Origin of the sequence: Streptomyces musisoli (genome assembly GCF_016741855.1) — a bacterium.
Taxonomy (GTDB): Bacteria; Actinomycetota; Actinomycetes; order Streptomycetales; family Streptomycetaceae; genus Streptomyces; species Streptomyces musisoli.
Genome location: NZ_JAERRH010000010.1, coordinates 182252 through 199372, shown reverse-complemented (window position 1 = coordinate 199372; position 17121 = coordinate 182252). Strand labels below are relative to the sequence as shown.

Here is a 17121-nt window from a genome sequence, read left to right as displayed (position 1 = left end):
AGCGCTCCTGCAATCTTTTGGGAAGGTGTACCCCCACATGCCTCTCGCGCTTCTGGCCCTCGCGATCGGGGCCTTCGGAATCGGGACGACCGAGTTCGTGATCATGGGCTTGCTGCCCGAGGTCGCGGGTGACTTCGGGGTCTCCATCCCCACGGCGGGCCTGCTCGTGACCGGCTACGCGCTCGGCGTGGTCATCGGTGCCCCCCTGATGACCGTGCTCGGCACCAAGGTCCCGCGCAAGCGGATGCTGATGCTGCTGATGGTCCTCTTCATCGCCGGAAACCTGCTCTCCGCGGTGGCTCCGGCCTTCGCGGTCATGCTGATCGGACGGGTGGTCGCCTCACTCGCCCACGGTGCCTTCTTCGGTATCGGTTCGGTCGTCGCGGCCGAGCTGGTCGCACCGGACAAGAAGGCCGGCGCCATCGCCATGATGTTCACCGGGCTGACCGTCGCCAATGTCGTCGGCGTCCCGCTGGGCACGCTCATCGGACAGAACGTCGGCTGGCGCGTCACCTTCGGCATCGTCGCCGCCCTCGGTGTCGTCGGGCTCGTCGGTATCGCCAAGCTCGTCCCCGAGCTGCCGCGCCAGGAAGGCGTACACCTGCGGCACGAACTGGCCGCCTTCAAGAACGCCCAGGTCCTGCTCGCCATGGCGATGACCGTTCTCGGCTTCGGCGGCGTCTTCGCGGCCATCACCTACATCGCGCCGATGATGACCCACATCGCCGGCTTCGCCGACGGCTCGGTCACCTGGCTGCTGGTCCTGTTCGGCCTCGGCATGGTCGGTGGCAACCTCATCGGCGGCAAGTTCGCCGACCGCGCTCTGATGCCGATGCTGTACGTCTCCCTGGGTGCCCTGGCCGTCGTCCTGGCACTCTTCACGCTCACCGCCCACAACAAGATCGCAGCCGCGGTGACCATCGCGCTGATCGGAGCCCTGGGCTTCGCCACCGTGCCGCCGCTGCAGAAGCGGGTCCTCGACCAGGCACACGGCGCCCCGACGCTCGCGTCGGCCGTGAACATCGGCGCCTTCAATCTGGGCAACGCCCTGTCCGCCTGGCTCGGCGGCCTCGTGATCGCGGCCGGCTTCGGCTACACGGCCCCCAACTGGGTCGGCGCCGCCCTCGCCGCTGCCGCCCTGGTCCTCGCCCTCCTCTCCGCCGCGCTGGAGCGCCGTGACCGGGCGCGGAGCACCCTGGTCGCCTCCGGTGCGCCCGCCGGACAGCGCACGCCCGTCCACCACTGAGCCGTCCGCGCCCGCGGACGCCCTCGCCCCGCAGATGTCCGTGCCGGGCCCGCCCCGGTACAACAAGCCCCCTACAGCACCGTCAAGGAGACCTCTCCATGAGCACCACCGCCGTCACCCCGCTCACCACCGAGGACGCCGAGCTGCTCGTCGCCGCGGCCCGTCGTGCGGCCGAGGACGCCGGCGTCACCGTCAGCGTCACCGTCCTGGACGCCGGCGGCCACCTGCTCGCCTTCCGCCGGGACGACCGAGCCGTGCTGATCTCGGGCGAGACCAGCACCCGCAAGGCCTACACGGCTCTCCAGCTGAACACGCCGACGGCCGACCTCGTCGACGCCGTCCAGCCCGGCGGTCCCTTCCACACCCTGCCCACGGCCCTCGACCGGCCCCTGCTGTTCATCGCGGGCGGTATCCCCGTCCACCGGGACGGTCGGCTGATCGGGGCGATCGGTGTCGGCGGCGGCGCGCCGGAGCAGGACCACGGCTTCGCCACCACGGCCGTGCAGGCGCTTGCCTGAGCCCGAGGACGGACTTCATGACGCCGGCCCCGCCGCTTCGAGCGGTGGGGCCGGCGTGTGCGTCAGGTGGGCTCAGCCGGCGGCGACCGTCAGCGGTGCGAACCGCCGGGTCCAGTCTCCCGGCAGGTCCGTGATGCCGTAGGTCATCACCGAGTTGAAGGCCACCGAGGTCAGCCCTCGCTCCTTCGCCCAGGCCAGCAGTTCTTCGTGGCGCACGTCGATGTCGGTGCGCAGGGGACGCTCCGTACCGGCCGCCAATGAGGCGATGAGGGCCTTGGCGGTCTCCGTGTCCCGGGCGATCAGCGGACCGACGACATGGGTGTCCATGTTGGGCCATGCGGCCGTGTAGCCGATGAGCCGACCGCCCTCCTCGGCCACCCGCAACTGGTCGGCGAAGGCGGGCAACCGGGTGACGAGGGGCGTGCGATCGGTACCGAACACCTCCTCGTCGAGGCGCAGGATCGCAGGGAGGTCCTCCGCGGTGGCCGCACGCGTGACGATTCCGGAGTCCGGGCCGCCGGGCGTGAAGCGGCCCATCAGCATCTCGGCCCGGCCGATCACCTTGAAGCCGAGCTCCTCGTAGAGAGGGCGGCCATGGGGCGTGGCGTGCAGGGTGAGCGGAGTGGGCCCCATGCCCGATACGACGTGCCGCATCAAGCGGCGCCCGACGCCCCGGCGGGCATGGCGTTCGGCCACCAGAACCATGCCGACGGCACCGAGATCCGGCCGCCCCCACGCGCCGTACTCCGTGACCACGCACGCGGCGACGAGTCCGCCCTCGGGGTCGTCGATGCCGAATCCCTTCCCGGCTGTGAGGAGGAGGCCCCACTTGTGTTCCTCGCGTGGCCACCCCCGGTCTTCGGACAGGTCGGCGCAGGCGGTGAGATCGCGGAGCGTCAGGCGGCGGATGGGCAGAGCGGCGAGGGAAGGAGTCGGCACGCAGGTCAGGCTGTCCGACCGGCAGCCCTGCCGTCCACCTTTTTCGACGCGGACACACGTGCTTTTGGCCATCTCGTGGCCATGCGCACAGCTCACGGGCTGCCGGTGTTTCACGTGAAACACCGGCAGCGGACTAGCCTTCGGGGCCATGGCGAGACTTCATCTCTTCGATCTCGACGGCACGTTGCTGCACGGAAGCACCGCGCCCGTGGAGATTTCGCGCCAGCTGGGCCTGGTGGCCGAGACGGTGGCGCTGGACCGTGAGATCGCGGAGGGGCGGATCGGCCCCCCGGAGTACGCGGCGCGGGTGTACGACCTGTGGACCGATCTGACCGAGACGCATGTGCGGGCCGCCTTCGAGGCGGCTCCCTGGCTGGCCCGGATCCGCGAGGTCTGGGCGGAGATCAGGGGTGCGGGCGAATACTGCGCGGTGGTGTCCCTCTCGCCCTCCTTCTTCGTGGAGCGCCTCCTCGACTGGGGTGCCCACGCGGCGCATGGGTCCCGCTTCCCGGCCGTTCCGTTCACCGAGCCCGTCGACCCGGCCGGAGCGCTCAGTGCCGCGGCCAAGGTGATCATCGCCGATCGGCTCTGTGCGGAGTTCGGCGTGGCGCGGGCGGACTGCGTGGCGTACGGCGACTCCTCCTCGGACAAGGAGCTGTTCGCGGCCGTACCGGTTTCCGTGGCGGTCAACGCCGATGCCCATCTGGCCGGCCTCGCGACCCACTCCTACACGGGACGGGACCTGTGGGAGGCCTATGAGTTGGTCGGTCCGGCGCACTAGCTCCGGGCGTGACGTGGCGGGCGATCTGCTCGTCGATGTCCGACCCGGCCTACCCGAGGTCGGGGGCGTGCATGGCTCGTACGCCCTCGATGTTCCCGTCCAGGTAGTGGCGCAACGACAGCGGGACGAGGTGGACGGAGGCGATTCCGACACGGGTGAAGGGGATGCGGACGATCTCGTACTCACCGGCCGGCTCGTCCACTTCGGGGCCGTGGCGCAGGGCCGGGTCCATGGACTCCAGTCGGCAGACGAAGAAGTGCTGCACCTTCACGCCGGTCGCGCCGCCGTCCTCGCCGATGTGCTCCACCGTGTCCACGAAACACGGCACCACATCGGTGATCTTCGCGCCGAGTTCCTCGTACACCTCTCGGTGCAGGGCGTCCACGACGGTCGAGTCCCCGGGCTCGACCCCGCCACCGGGGGTGACCCAGTAGGGATCGACGCCGGGCTTGGTGCGCTTGATCAGGATCAGGTCGTCGCCGTCCAGCAGAACTGCACGGGCGGTGCGCTTGACCACGGGTCGGACGGTCATGGGAGAAATGTGGCCCGGCTGGTTCCACGTGAAACATCGCAAAGCGCCACGACGCGAACGCGGCGCGTGCACCCCGCTCGAACGGCGTCAGCCCCAGGCCGTGGCGGCCTGCTGGAGCCACTCGTGGGCCCGCGCTATATGAGGCATGGCGAGCGTGCCGGTCCGCATCACCAGGAAGTACGTGCGCAGGGGCGGCACCGCCGGATCGAGCAGGGTGACGACCGTGCCGTGATCCAGGGCCGGGGCACACAGATAGCGCGGCAGCACCGCCAGACCCGCCCCGGCGATCGCACAGGAAAGGACGGCGCGCAGGTCGGGGACGACGACCGTGCCCGTGGCGGCCGGGCGGGAGTCGAAGACGGAGGCCCAGTAGCGCGAGACGAACGGCAGCGACTCGTGGACCTCGACGACCGGCAGGTTCTCCAGAGCCTGCGCACCCTTCAGCCGCAGGGTGTCCGAGCCGATCCGTTCCGCCCACCGCGGGGCCGCGACCAGCACATGTTCCTCGTCGCAGAGCGGAGTGGCGGTGAGCAGGGTCCCGCGCGGCCGGGCCGTGCTGATGGCCAGATCGTGATGACCGCAGGCCAGCCCGTCCAGCGCCTCCTCGGCCGTCCCGAAGGAGGCACGTAGTGCGAAGCCCTGGCCGTCGTCGCCGGTCAGCTCCGTGAGGGCGGGCAGGGCACGCTCGGCGGTGAACTCGGGAGGCCCGGCCAGGTGCAGAGTCCGAAACGCGGAACCGTCGTCCACACCGCTTTCGGCGATCTCCACCAGGGCGTCGAGATGCGGCGCGGCCCTGTGCGCGAGTTCCTCGCCGATCGTCGTCGGGGTCACCCCGCGGGGCCGGCGAAGGAACAAGGGTCTGCCCAGCTGGCGCTCGAGCGTGCGGATCTGTGAGGTGACAGCGGGCTGGGAGAGGCCGAGCAAGGCGGCGGCGCGGGTGAAGGAGCCGGCCCTGTGCACGGTGAGGAAGGTCCGCAGCAAGGCCAGATCCATGGCAAGCCCTCCCCTGTCCCTGCCCTCCTCCGGCCTCCAGGCAGGTGCCAACTATAAATAAGTCGATAGGTCGCTGTCGCTACTGTGATTGGACACTGACAGAGAGTCAACTAGCCTTGTTCGCGCGGTCTTTCCCCTGTGGGAGCCGTAGACGGTCCGAGCCACGAGGGGGGAGGCTCGGACCGTCGCGGAGACATCGGCGGGCGGATGCGGAAGCGCCTACCCGGCGGACTCGTCCAGGGCGCGCAGGATGTCGGACACCAGGTCCTCGGGATCCTCCGCGCCGACCGACATGCGGACGAACCCCTCCGGGACGGCGTCCCCTCCCCAGCGGCGACGGCGCTCGGCCGTGGACCGCACCCCGCCGAAGCTCGTCGCGTCCTCCATCAGGCGCAGGGCCGCGAGGAAACGCTCGGCACGCGCACGCGTGGGCAGCGTGAACGAGACGACACAGCCGAAGCGCCGCATCTGCTGCGCCGCGATCTTGTGCGAGGGGTCGTCGGGCAGCCCCGGATAACGCAGGTCGGCGACCTCGGGCCGTTGCCGCAGTGCCTCCGCGACGGCGAGGGCCGTGGCGTTCTGCCGGTCGACGCGCAGCTGGAGCGTGGCGATGGAACGGTGCGCGAGCCAGGCCTCCATGGGGCCCGAGATCGCGCCGACGATCTTGCGCCAACGGCGGACGGCGGCCATCGCCTCGGCGTCCCGGCCGCTGACATAGCCCAGCAGGACGTCGCCGTGTCCGGTGAGCTGCTTGGTGCCACTGGCCACGGAGAAGTCGGCGCCCAGCTCCAGCGGGCGCTGCCCGAGCGGCGTGGCGAGGGTGTTGTCGACGGCCACCAGGGCACCACGCGCGTGTGCCGCCTCCGCCAGCCGCCGGATGTCGCACACGTCGAGCCCGGGATTCGACGGCGACTCGATCCACAGCAGCCGCGCCCCGTCGAGCAGCTCCAGCTGGGCGTCGCCCCCGGTCGGCGCGGTGCGCACCTCGATGCCGTAGGCCTCCAGCTGGGCGCCGACCATCGGCAGCACCTGGTAGCCGTCGGACGGCAGCACGACCGCGTCCCCGGCACGCAACTGTGAGAACAGTACGGAGGAGATCGCCGCCATGCCGGAGGCGAACACCAGCGTCTCGACGTCCTCCCGCCCAGGGGCCTCCAGCTCGCCGATGGCCCGCTCCAGGAGCGTCCAGGTCGGGTTGTCGTCCCGGCCGTACAGGTACGGTCCCGTCACCTCGCCGGGCAGGTGGAAGTGCGCCGCGAAGACCGGGCCGGGCAGGGTCGGCTCGTGCTTGACCGGCTCGGGCAGACCCGCCCGCACCGCGCGCGTGCCGTCGCCGGTGCGGCCCTCGCCCTTCGTGCCATCGCTCATGCGGCCCGTCCCTCCAGTTCTTCCCGTACGGCGGCGAGCAGACCGGTGCTCGCCGCCTCCACCATCTCAAGGCACTCCTCGAAGCCGTCCCGGCCCCCGTAGTACGGGTCCGGTACGTCCAGGTCGTCACCGGCGGCCGGGGCGTAGGAGGAGAGCAGGCGGATCTTGCGCGCGTCCTGCTCGGTGGGCGCCAGCCGCCGCAGGGCCCTGAGGTGGCCGGCGTCCAGGGCTATCACCAGGTCGAGGCGGGCGAACCACGACGGCTGGAACCGGCGGGCGGTGTGCTCGCCGTCGTAGCCGTGCTCCTCCAGGACGGAGACGGTGCGCGGGTCGGCCGGTTCGCCCTCGTGCCAGCCGCCGGTGCCGGCGCTGTCGGCCACCACCAGGTCCTCCAGCCCGGCCTCCGCCACACGCGCGCGGAAGACGGACTCGGCCATCGGGGAGCGGCAGATGTTGCCGGTGCACACGAAGCAGACGCGGTAGGTCATGGCGCGCTCAGTCCTCGTCCGGCAGGACGACGTGCAGCGCCCAGGAGACGACGGAGATGATCAGACCGCCGAGAACGGCCGTCCAGAAGCCCTCCACGTGGAAACTCAGGTCGAGCTTGCCGCACACCCAGGAGGTCAGCAGCAGCATCAGCGCGTTCACCACCAGGGTGATCAGGCCCAGGGTCAGGATGAACAGCGGGAAGGTGAGGACCTTCACGATCGGCTTGACCAACCAGTTCACCAAGCCGAAGATCAGCGCGACGACGATCAGCGTGCCGGCCTTCTTCGCGGTGCTGTCACCGGTCAGGGTGATCTTGTCGAGCAGCCACACGGCAACCGCCAGGGCGCCCGCGTTGGCGATCGTCTTGACTACGAAATTCTTCATGTGTCTGATCGTGGCAGACCTGGACGGGCACTGACCGGGCAGGCGGCGAGCGATGTGACGGCGAGCAGTGGAACGGCGAGCGGTGAGGCGAGGGCGGCAGCGGCGATGAAGGCATTCCGGCTGGACGAACTGGAGGCGGAACGCGCCGCCAACGAGGGTGCCTACCTGCAGTTCCTGCGCGAGCGGAACATGTCGGTCGGTCTGTACGCCCTCAACGCGGGCGAGCACGACCCGCAGCAGCCGCACAGTCAGGACGAGGTGTACTTCGTGGTCAGCGGCCGGGCCTCCATCACGGTCGGTTCGGAGACGACCCAGGTGGCGCGGGGCAGCGTGGTGTACGTGCCCGCCGGCGTCGCCCACAAGTTCCACCACATCAGCGAGGACCTCAGGGTGCTCGTCGTGTTCTCTCCGCCCGAGGCGTGAGCCCGGGACTCAGGGTTCCCTAGGGGACGGGTCAGGGGAGGACAAGGGGCGCGAGGCCCCCTCGGAGGCCCTCGGCGGCCCTAGCATCGAGTGCGGAACATCGACAACGCACGAGAACGCAAAGGACGAGGGCGATGCGAGAGATCTTCGCGGGGCTTCCGTGGTGGGTGAAGTGGGTCGCGGTGCCGGTCATCGCCCTGGTCGTGTTCGGCGGCCTGATAGCGACCGTGGTCGGTTTCGTGATCGGCCTGCTCTTCAAGGCGCTGGTCTTCGTCGCCCTGGTCGGCGGACTGATCTACGTCGTGCGCAAGTTCATGGGGAGTGCCTCGTCGCGCAGCGACTGGTGAGGCTTCTGGGAACCGGTGCTCGATGATGGGAGGATCGGTTCCCTCGGGCGAGGGAAGTTTTCCCGGGAGCCGTCTGCGCGCGGTGGCGGACGGTTAAAGTCCGGAACTCCCCACGGGGTTCCGGCGCCGTGGGTGACGCATCCCCCTCCGTGCTCTTCCCCCGCACGGGCTCCCCCCTCGCCCCTCGGGAGTGACCCTTGGCCACGGTTGACACCGCACCGGCTGACCCCCACGCACCCGCCGTACCCCGACCCTGTGCTCCCCCCGTCCAGCGGCCGGCCCCGCTGGCCGTATCCGGTCAGGTACGCGTCCACACAGCGGACATCCCCAAACCCCCGCATCCCGCGGCCGTCTCCGGATCACCGCCCTCCGCCGGCCTGCCGGAACAACCGGCCGCCGCATCCACCGCCACGCCCGCCGCGACGCTCATCGGATCCGTCCAGCGGGCCATGCGCCTGCTGGAGTCCGTCGCCGCGCACGCCTACGGCGCCCCCGCCAAACAGCTCGCCCGCGAGACCGGTCTCGCGCTGCCCACCACGTACCACCTGCTGCGCACCCTGGTGCACGAGGGCTATCTGCGCCGGGAGAAGGGGCTGTTCTTCCTCGGTGAGGCGACAGAGCGCCTGAGCCGCAGCGGAGCGCAGCAGAAACGTCGCAGCACGGTGGCCGACACCCTTGCGCACTGGCGCGATTCCATCGGTGTGCCGGTGTACTACGCGCTGTACCGGGACGGCGAGATCGAGGTCATGTGCGTCTCCGACTCCCTTCAGACGCCCGCGGTCGAGGAGTGGGCGGACTTCCGTGAGACCGGCCATGCGCACGCGATCGGCCAGTGTCTGCTCTCCCAACTGGACGAGGACGCACGGCGCGACCACCTCGCCCGGTATCCCGTGCGTCCCGTCACGCCGTACACGGTGCGGGACAACGACGGGCTGCTGCGGAGACTGGCCCGGATGCGGCGGATGGAGCCGGTGGTGGAGCGTCAGGAGTACGCGGTCGGGACGGTCTGCGCGGCGGTCCCCATCACGCTCGGCACCACCGCGGCCACCATGGCCATCTCGCTCCCCGCCCACCAGGCCGACCGGCTGCTGCCCGCTGCCCGCGGGTTGCAGGCGGAGATCGGGCGGCATCTGGGGTCGCTCGCTCTCTCTATCAGTATCTGAAAACTTACTCCTTGTGATCTCCTGTGTACTTTCAGCAAGATTTGACCACGGTCAGAGGGTTCAAACTCGGCCAGTCGATGTCATATGACGGGGTAGGCGATGCGCGAGTCCGTACAGGCAGAAGTCATGATGAGCTTTCTCGTGTCGGAGGAGCTCTCCTTCCGCATCCCGGTGGAGTTGCGCTACGAGACCGATGATCCCTATGCCGTGCGGCTCACCTTCCATCTGCCCGGCGATGCACCGGTGACCTGGGCTTTCGGGCGGGAGCTGCTGATCGACGGGGTCGGCCGTCCGTGCGGGGAGGGAGATGTGCGCATCGCCCCCGCCGACTCCGAGCTGCTGGGCGAGGTGCTGATCAGGCTTCAGGTCGGCGGTGACCAGGCCCTGTTCCGTTCCTCGGCGCCTCCGCTCGTGGCCTTCCTCGACCGCACGGACAAGCTCGTGCCGCTCGGCCAGGAGGGTGCGCTGGCCGACTTCGACGCTCATCTCGACGAGGCTCTGGACCGCATCCTGGCCGAGGAGCAGAGCGCCGGCTGAAGTGCTGCCGCACGGGGCGCCGGGCGCTCCGCCGGGCCGACAGGAAGCGTGCAGGAACGCTTCTTCAGTGGGTGTCCGCCCCCGCCGCACTCACCGCTTGCGGCGCCGGCCCCGACCGCCGCGCGCCGGAGCCGGAGCCGGCCGGGCTCCGGCGGACGCCGCGGCAGCCGGGCCGGGCCGGTCGGCCGACACCACCAGCGCGGCCAGCGCCGTGGTGACCGGGACCGAGGCGACCAGACCGATCGAGCCCACCAGCGTGCGCACGATCTCCTCGGCCACCAGCTCGCTGTTGGCCACCGTTCCGACGCTGCTCTGCGCGATCGAGAACAGCAGCAGCAACGGCAGTGCGGCACCGGCGTAGGCGAGCACCAGGGTGTTGACCACGGAGGCGATGTGGTCGCGGCCGATGCGGATGCCCGCCCGGTACAGCCCGCGCCAGCCCATCGACGGGTTGGCCTCGTGCAGCTCCCAGACGGCCGACGTCTGGGTCACCGTCACGTCGTCCAGGACGCCGAGCGAACCGATGATGACCCCTGCCAGCAGCAGACCGCTCATGTCGATCGACGGGTACAGGCCGTGGATCAGGCCGGTGTTGTCGTCCGTGTTGCCGGTCAGCGAGGCCCAGCCGATGAACAGCGAGCCGAGCACGCCGATCAGCGACAGGGAGATCAGCGTGCCGAGCACCGCCACCGACGTACGGGCCGACAGGCCGTGGCACATGTACAGGGCGATCAGCATGATGGCGCTCGACCCGACCACGGCCACCAGCAGCGGATTCGCCCCCTCCAGGATCGCCGGCAGGATGAACAGCGTCAGCACCAGGAAGCTCACGGCCAGCGCGACCAGTGCCATGACACCACGCAGCCGGCCCACCAGGACGACGGCCGCCGCGAAGATCCCCGCGAGCAGTGTCATCGGGAGCTTCCGGTTCACATCGGTCACCGAGTACTGAAGTTCCTTCGGGGCCGAGGGCTCGTAGGCGACCACGACCTCCTCGCCCTGGTGCAGCTGCCGGGACTGGTCCGGCTGCACGACCTCCGTGAACGTACGGCCCTCGTCCTTGCCGGTGTCGACCCGGATGGTCGCCTTCTTGCAGGTTCTCTCGGCCTGCTGCTGAGCGGAAGTGCCCTCGGCGGTGGAGGTGTCGCCGGTCGGTGGCACGCCCGAGGCGTTCACCGACTTGCAGCTCACCTCGACGACCCGGGTGACCGTGGCCTGCTGGGTCTGCCGGTCGAAGCCGACGCCGGTGCGCTTGTGGGACGGGGCGTGTCCGGGCCAGAGCACCACGAGGCCGACCAGGACCGCCGCGGTGAAGGGAACCAGGATCGCCGCGATGACCTTGCGCAGGTGCTGGGAGACGGGGGCGGCGGGACCGTGGCTGTGGCTGTGGCTGTGGCCGTGCGAGTGACCGGGGCCGGGGCCGGCTTCGTCGGCGCCTGCGGAGTCGTGTCCGATGCCCTGCTCCGGGCCGTCTCGGTGGGGCGGCTCGGGGGGCTGGTAGGGGTACTGCTCCATCCTGGTCACGACCCGATCATCCCAAGAACGGTGGGGGCCCACTGTTCAGTGCGCCACACATGACGCTAGCGTGGAGACACCTTTGCACACGCGGGAGCTCGGAGCACCGGGCTGAGAGGGCGCTGACCTCCGTAGACCTGATGTTTCACGTGGAACGGACGCTGTTCCGCGGGAAACGCCGGCAGACGGAAACCGCTGCGTCGACCGCCGAACCTGTTACCGGGTAATGCCGGCGTAGGGAGTAGGTCTCATGACCAACAAGGACGCACGCACGCCTGTCTCCGTTCAGGACGAGAAGTCCCAGGAAGCCGGGAAGTCCATCGGCTGGCACAAGGCATACGTCGAGGGCACGCGCCCCGACCTGCGAGTGCCGGTCCGTCAGGTGCACCTCACCAACGGGCAGTCGGTCACGCTGTACGACACATCGGGCCCGTACACCGATCCACTCGTCGACACCGACGTCCGCAGGGGCCTGTCGCCGCTGCGCGAGAACTGGATCGTCGCCCGCGGCGACACCGAGGAGTACGCGGGCCGTCCCGTCCGTCCCGAGGACGACGGGATCAAGCACACCGCGCCGCGCGGCGGGCTGCGGAACCTGGACGCGGTCTTCCCCGGTCGCCCGCGCCAGCCGCGGCGGGGCCGCGGCGGCCAGGCGGTGACGCAGCTCGCGTACGCCCGCAGGGGCGAGATCACGCCGGAGATGGAGTTCGTGGCCCTCCGGGAGAACGTCTCGCCCGAGGTGGTCCGCGAGGAGATCGCGGCGGGCCGGGCCGTGCTGCCGGCCAACGTCAACCACCCGGAGATCGAGCCGATGATCATCGGCAAGCGGTTCCTGGTGAAGGTCAACGCCAACATCGGCAACTCCGCGGTGACGTCCTCCATCGAGGAGGAGGTCGAGAAGATGACCTGGGCGACCCGCTGGGGTGCCGATACGGTCATGGACCTGTCAACCGGCCGCAACATCCACACCACCCGCGAGTGGGTGCTGCGCAACTCCCCCGTCCCCATCGGCACGGTGCCGCTCTACCAGGCCCTGGAGAAGGTCGACGGCAGGGCCGAGGAACTGACCTGGGAGATCTACAAGGACACCGTCATCGAGCAGGCCGAGCAGGGCGTGGACTACATGACCGTCCACGCCGGCGTCCGGCTGGCGTACGTCCCGCTGACCGCCAACCGCAAGACGGGCATCGTCTCGCGCGGCGGTTCGATCATGGCCGCGTGGTGCCTGGCGCACCACAAGGAATCGTTCCTGTACGAGAACTTCGAAGAACTCTGCGAGATCCTCGCCGCCTACGACGTCACGTACTCGCTGGGCGACGGCCTGCGGCCGGGATCGATCGCGGACGCCAACGACGAGGCCCAGTTCGCGGAACTGCGCACGCTCGGGGAACTCAACCGGATCGCCAAGCGTTTCAACGTACAGACGATGATCGAGGGCCCCGGTCACGTCCCGATGCACAAGATCAAGGAGAACATCGACCTTCAGCAGGAGATCTGTGATGAAGCTCCGTTCTATACGCTCGGCCCGCTGACCACGGACGTCGCGCCGGCGTACGACCACATCACCTCCGGCATCGGTGCCGCGATGATCGCCTGGTGGGGCACGGCGATGCTCTGTTACGTCACGCCCAAGGAGCACCTGGGCCTGCCCAACCGGGACGACGTCAAGACCGGTGTCATCACCTACAAGATCGCCGCTCATGCGGCGGACCTCGCCAAGGGGCACCCCGGTGCGCAGGAGTGGGACGACGCCCTGTCCGACGCCCGCTTCGAGTTCCGGTGGGAGGACCAGTTCAACCTCGCTCTGGACCCGGACACGGCACGGGAGTTCCACGACGAGACCCTGCCGGCCGAACCCGCCAAGACGGCCCACTTCTGCTCCATGTGCGGCCCGAAGTTCTGCAGCATGAAGATCTCGCAGGACATCCGGCGTGAGCACGGCGGCAGCCGGGCCGAGATCGAGGAGGGCATGGCCCAGAAGTCGAAGGAGTTCGCGGCCTCCGGCAACCGGGTGTACCTGCCGATCGCCGACTGAACCGCGCGCGGTGAACCGGCCGTGCCGGCAGGCCCCATGGGCGTCTGCCGGCACGCGGGGCGGGCTCGCGGCGGGTCACTCGGGCTGGTGCTCGGGGCCGCCGAAGTCCGGGCTCGAGTAGTCGGGGCTGGTGAAGCTCGGGCGGCCGGACGCGCTGCCGTCGTCGGGGCTGCTGAAGCCGGGGCGGTCGTAGCCCAGGCGCGGCATGCGGCCGGTCGGTGCGGGTGGGGCAGTGTGACGTACGGCGGTCGGGCCGGGCTCGGCCAGTGCCTCCCGGAGGAACGGCAGGATGCCACGCTCCAGCAGGGCGTCCCGCCAGGCCTCTCTGGCCCCGGCCAGCTCTTCGCTCGCCGTGTCCCGAGCCTGGGCGTCCGCCGCGGTGCTGTTGCGCAGGGCGGTGAGCAGCAGCCCGACGGCGGCGACGAGGATCGCCACCGCGGTCATGGCGCCGAACACCCAGCCGGTGGTGAGCAGGGTCCGGGCGAGGGTGTGCCCGGGGTCCAGCATCTTCAGGATGTAGCCGACGAGCAGGAAGATCACTGCCGCGGTTCCGGAGAGGAGAGGAGCAAGGACGGCGAGGACCGCGACGGCGCCCGCGCCGGCGCTCTCGGCGGCTTCCCCGAGGGCGGTGACGAGGCCGGTGTCGGCCGGACCGGGCTCCGGGGCGCCGGGGTCGCCGGCGGTCCGCGGGGCGGAGAGATCCGGGTGCCGCAGTTCGTCGCGGATCTCGGTGTAGCGCTGGTACTCGGCCGACGCGGCCGCCGTGATCAGGGCGGATGCGTTGAGTGCCATGGTGCGCAGCTGTTCGGGGTTGAGCCGCTGTCCGACAGCGGCCAGTTCCGGTCGGTGTGGTGCGGAGCGCAGCGCCTCATCGAGGAGCCGCTCGAATTCCTGGCGGTCCTCGCTCTGCAGGTGCTGCGGAACGCTGTTCATGTGCATCCCCCGATGCTCCGTAGGGCTGGGGCTCGCACGCCGGCGAGCCGTCGGGCAGAAACGGAGGGGAGCCTGCTACGGATAAGCCGATGGTAGAGCCGTGACGGCACACGGTGACAGGGGAATGCCGGAAATTGCGTTCCGGCCTGCGTGTACGCGGCCGGGGAACGCCTGCCCGCCGAACGGTCAGTTATCCAGGGGAAGTTGCCGGACCAGCAGCTTTCCGGCCATGGTCACTCCGCCGTCCATGGCGATGGCCAGCCCGTCGGCGTAGACGTGCGGGCCCTCGACGACCGGGCCGGCGCTCTCCTCGCCGTCCTCGGAGCCGACCTCGCCGAGGAGGTAGGGAATGGGGCTGTGCCCGTGAACGACCCGGGTGCCGCCGTACGTATCGAGAAGGGAACGCACGGCCTCGGCGCCGCCCTCGTCGCGGAAGGAGAAGCGCTTGGTGAACTTGCGGAAGAGATCCCAGACCTCGTCGGCGTCGTTACGGGTCAGAGCCTCGCGGACGGTGTCGTTCACCGCCTCGATGGAGTCGCCGTAGTCGAGGTAGGCGGTGGTGTCGGAGTGGAGGAGCAGATACCCGTCGACCAGCTCGACGGCGTCGAGGCGGGCCATCCACTGAAGGTGGTGGTCCTGGAGGCGGTCCATGTCGGTCTTCTGGCCGCCGTTGAGCAGCCAGGCCGCCTGGAAGGTGGCGGTGCCCGCGCCGGAGTTGACGGGTGTGTCGCCGAACCGTTTGGCGCCGAGCAGCAGCAGCTCGTGGTTGCCCATCAGGGCCTTGCAGTAGCCGCCTGCCGCGGCGGCCTCGGCGGACAGCCGCATGACCAGGTCGATGACGCCGATGCCGTCGGGGCCGCGGTCGGTGAAGTCGCCGAGGAACCACAGCCGGGTGGTGCCGGCGCACCATTGGCCCGAGGCGTCGATCAGTCCCTGCTCCTGGAGCGCGGTCGTCAGTTCGTCCAGGTAGCCGTGCACGTCACCGACGACGTAGAGCGGTCCGGGGCCGGTCGCGGGCTCCGGGGCCGGGGCGGCGGGGGCCGGTTCGACCTTGACCTGGACGGTGTCGCCCCGGTTGATGACGGGCAGGTCGCGCTGGGTGGGGGTGTAGCCCTCGGGGTACGCCTCGTCGGCGGCCGGGAGGGCGTCGCCGGGGTGGACGCTGCGGACGTAGGGACCGGTCTCGTGGACGTACGCGGGTACCCGGAAGTCGCGCAGCGTCGCCGTCCGCTCCGCCTCGGGTCCCTGACCGGCCCCCTGAGTCATCAGACCCCTCCACCATCGCGCCGCATCTGCACCGCTTCGGACTGCCTGGTCGCAGCGGTCCGCGGTGTCGTGGGCCCATCATAGGAATGCGCGTCGCGCCGTGTGATGACCCAGGGGTGGTGAATCGGAACAAGACTCCGGTTCGCCGCGGCTTTCGCCCCGTTTGGGCAGATGTTCGACCGGCAGTCGGCCGACCGGACGCTCGTCCGGCCGGCCCCGGGCCGCACCGGTCGGCCCTGTGACGGCCGGTGCGGACGGGGCTACCTTTCGTCCGGTGTCCGCGGCGGGCTGACGGTCGTGCGCGGGGGCCGCCGCTGCGAGGACGTGCGCACGATCAGCTCGGTCGGTATCACCTGCTCGACCGGCTGGTCGGACTCGACGCCCTCGATGGCGTCGATGAGGAGCTGGACGACGGCGGTGCCGATGCGGCGCGGCTTCAGCGAGAGTGTCGTGATGGCCGGTTCGGTGCTGGCGTACACGGTGGACTCGCTGCAGCACACCAGCAGCAGGTCGTCGGGGACGCGGAGGCCGTAGCGGCGGGCGGCGGCGAGCAGGTCGGTGCCGTTGGGGTCGAAGAGGCCGTAGACGGCGTCGGGCCGGTCGGGTCGGGCGAGCAGCCGGTCGGCGGCGACGGCACCGGCGCACGGGTCGTGGGCCGGGTAGGCCTCGTAGACCGGGTCCTGGCCGACCCGTTCGCACCAGCGCAGGTAGGCGGTGGTCGACAGGTGGGTGTAGGTGTCGGTCGACGTGCCCGTGAGCAGGCCGATGCGGCGGGCGCCGGCGTCGGCGAGGTGGTCGAGGATGCCGAGGACGGCGGCCTCGTGGTCGTTGTCCACCCAGGCGGTTACGGGGAGGGCGCCGGCCGGGCGGCCGTCGGAGACCACCGGCAGTCCCTGCCGGACGAGTTCGCTGACGACCGGGTCCTGGTCGGAGGGGTCGATGACGACCGTGCCGTCCAGGGCGACGTTGGACCAGACGTCATGGCGGGAGGTCGCGGGCAGGATGACCAGGGCGTAGCCGCGGGCGAGCGCGGCCGATGTGGCGGCCCGGGCCATCTCGGCGAAGTACGCGAACTCCGTGAAGGTGAAAGGTTCATCCCCGTACGTCGTCACGGTCAGGCCGATCAGGCCCGATTTGCCGGTACGGAGGGTGCGGGCAGCGGCCGAGGGCCGGTACCCGAGCCGGTCCGCGACCTCGCGGACGTGGCGCCGGGTGGCGTCCGGGAGCCGGCCCTTGCCGTTGAGGGCGTCGGACACGGTCGTGATGGATACTCCGGCGGCGGCGGCGACGTCCCTGATACCCGCCCGACCCGGCCGACTGCCTCGACGTGAGGTTTCCGCGCGGCTCACCTGGTGCTTCCCTGCTGCTGTCATGGCGAGCCGATAGTAGGGCTCATGCGGTGGGGTAGTGCGGACGCATATGCACGCATTGACAGGCACGTTTCTGCATGGTCATAACAGATCAACTTCCTTGGAATAAAAGGCTGTTGACCGATCCAATGGTAAGACGTGACTTGTTGGCGCGTATGGGCCTGCCAAGTGCCCGATGTCTCGAAGAGGTCTCAACTCACCTTCACGAGGGACGCGCGCCACGGCGCAAGCCACCGGCGCGTAGATATATGTACGGCGCGCCCCCCGAAACGTACGCCTTCG

The 17121-nt window shown here is 70.2% G+C and carries 18 protein-coding genes; 8 read left to right on the top strand and 10 right to left on the bottom strand.

Translation table 11 applies throughout. From position 1 onward, the window contains the following. Positions 1–37: 37 nt before the first annotated feature. Both JK361_RS25595 and JK361_RS25590 read left to right on the top strand, forming a co-directional pair. The gene (locus JK361_RS25595; RefSeq protein WP_201822128.1) at positions 38–1246 is read left to right on the top strand and encodes an MFS transporter; all 1209 of its coding nucleotides are present in this window, start codon (positions 38–40) and stop codon (positions 1244–1246) included. A gap of 98 nt (positions 1247–1344) precedes the next feature. Beyond that, positions 1345–1764, top strand: coding sequence for a GlcG/HbpS family heme-binding protein (locus JK361_RS25590; RefSeq protein WP_201822126.1), 420 nt, complete (start codon positions 1345–1347; stop codon positions 1762–1764). 72 nt (positions 1765–1836) lie between these two features. Here the strand turns inward: JK361_RS25590 and JK361_RS25585 are convergent, their stop codons facing one another. Further along, entirely contained in the window at positions 1837–2703 is an 867-nt protein-coding gene (locus JK361_RS25585) for a GNAT family N-acetyltransferase (protein ID WP_201822124.1), read from the bottom strand. A gap of 148 nt (positions 2704–2851) precedes the next feature. Here JK361_RS25585 and JK361_RS25580 point away from each other — a divergent pair, with 148 nt between their 5' ends. After that, a complete protein-coding gene (locus JK361_RS25580; protein ID WP_201822122.1) occupies positions 2852–3484 on the top strand; it encodes an HAD family hydrolase in 633 nt (210 codons plus the stop codon). A gap of 49 nt (positions 3485–3533) precedes the next feature. Here JK361_RS25580 and JK361_RS25575 read toward each other — a convergent pair whose 3' ends face one another. The 5 genes from JK361_RS25575 to JK361_RS25555 all read right to left on the bottom strand — a co-directional run bounded on the left by JK361_RS25575 (position 3534) and on the right by JK361_RS25555 (position 7250). After that, positions 3534–4016 (bottom strand): NUDIX domain-containing protein, encoded by a 483-nt coding sequence (locus JK361_RS25575; protein ID WP_189296686.1) that lies wholly within the window; start codon positions 4014–4016, stop codon positions 3534–3536. 87 nt (positions 4017–4103) lie between these two features. Continuing rightward, entirely contained in the window at positions 4104–5009 is a 906-nt protein-coding gene (locus JK361_RS25570; RefSeq protein WP_201822120.1) for a LysR family transcriptional regulator, read from the bottom strand. A gap of 219 nt (positions 5010–5228) precedes the next feature. Beyond that, positions 5229–6377 (bottom strand): cystathionine gamma-lyase, encoded by a 1149-nt coding sequence (locus JK361_RS25565; RefSeq protein ID WP_201822118.1) that lies wholly within the window; start codon positions 6375–6377, stop codon positions 5229–5231. After that, positions 6374–6865 carry a low molecular weight protein-tyrosine-phosphatase gene (locus JK361_RS25560; protein ID WP_201822116.1) on the bottom strand — a complete coding sequence of 164 codons (492 nt, stop codon included), beginning with the start codon at positions 6863–6865 and terminating at the stop codon, positions 6374–6376. The genes JK361_RS25565 and JK361_RS25560 overlap by 4 nt, the downstream gene beginning before the upstream one ends. A gap of 7 nt (positions 6866–6872) precedes the next feature. After that, a complete protein-coding gene (locus tag JK361_RS25555; RefSeq protein WP_201822114.1) occupies positions 6873–7250 on the bottom strand; it encodes a phage holin family protein in 378 nt (125 codons plus the stop codon). Between the two features lie 105 nt (positions 7251–7355). Between JK361_RS25555 and JK361_RS25550 the strand changes: the two genes are divergently transcribed. The 4 genes from JK361_RS25550 to JK361_RS25535 all read left to right on the top strand — a co-directional run bounded on the left by JK361_RS25550 (position 7356) and on the right by JK361_RS25535 (position 9720). After that, on the top strand, positions 7356–7673 hold the full coding sequence (locus JK361_RS25550; RefSeq protein WP_201822113.1) for a cupin domain-containing protein: 318 nt from the start codon (positions 7356–7358) through the stop codon (positions 7671–7673). 134 nt (positions 7674–7807) lie between these two features. Next, a complete protein-coding gene (locus JK361_RS25545) occupies positions 7808–8020 on the top strand; it encodes a DUF5326 family protein (protein ID WP_201822111.1) in 213 nt (70 codons plus the stop codon). Positions 8021–8217: 197 nt separating this feature from the next. After that, entirely contained in the window at positions 8218–9183 is a 966-nt protein-coding gene (locus tag JK361_RS25540; protein WP_372448739.1) for an IclR family transcriptional regulator, read from the top strand. Between the two features lie 99 nt (positions 9184–9282). Then, positions 9283–9720, top strand: coding sequence for an SsgA family sporulation/cell division regulator (locus JK361_RS25535; protein ID WP_201822109.1), 438 nt, complete (start codon positions 9283–9285; stop codon positions 9718–9720). A gap of 90 nt (positions 9721–9810) precedes the next feature. On the opposite strand, the gene JK361_RS25530 is transcribed toward JK361_RS25535, so the two are convergent. Next, positions 9811–11235, bottom strand: coding sequence for a YibE/F family protein (locus JK361_RS25530; RefSeq protein ID WP_236053591.1), 1425 nt, complete (start codon positions 11233–11235; stop codon positions 9811–9813). 250 nt (positions 11236–11485) lie between these two features. On the opposite strand from JK361_RS25530, the gene thiC reads away from it, so the two are divergent. Beyond that, positions 11486–13270 (top strand): phosphomethylpyrimidine synthase ThiC, encoded by a 1785-nt coding sequence (gene thiC / locus JK361_RS25525; protein ID WP_236053548.1) that lies wholly within the window; start codon positions 11486–11488, stop codon positions 13268–13270. A gap of 75 nt (positions 13271–13345) precedes the next feature. On the opposite strand, the gene JK361_RS25520 is transcribed toward thiC, so the two are convergent. From JK361_RS25520 to JK361_RS25510, 3 genes are all read right to left on the bottom strand, one after another. Then, positions 13346–14209 (bottom strand): hypothetical protein, encoded by an 864-nt coding sequence (locus JK361_RS25520; RefSeq protein ID WP_201822104.1) that lies wholly within the window; start codon positions 14207–14209, stop codon positions 13346–13348. Between the two features lie 180 nt (positions 14210–14389). Continuing rightward, positions 14390–15469: a metallophosphoesterase gene (locus JK361_RS25515; RefSeq protein ID WP_201822102.1), complete on the bottom strand. Its 1080-nt coding sequence runs from the start codon at positions 15467–15469 to the stop codon at positions 14390–14392. 260 nt (positions 15470–15729) lie between these two features. Then, complete coding sequence (locus JK361_RS25510; RefSeq protein ID WP_201822100.1) at positions 15730–16842, bottom strand: LacI family DNA-binding transcriptional regulator; 1113 nt, start codon at positions 16840–16842, stop codon at positions 15730–15732. Between the last annotated feature and the right edge of the window lie 279 nt (positions 16843–17121).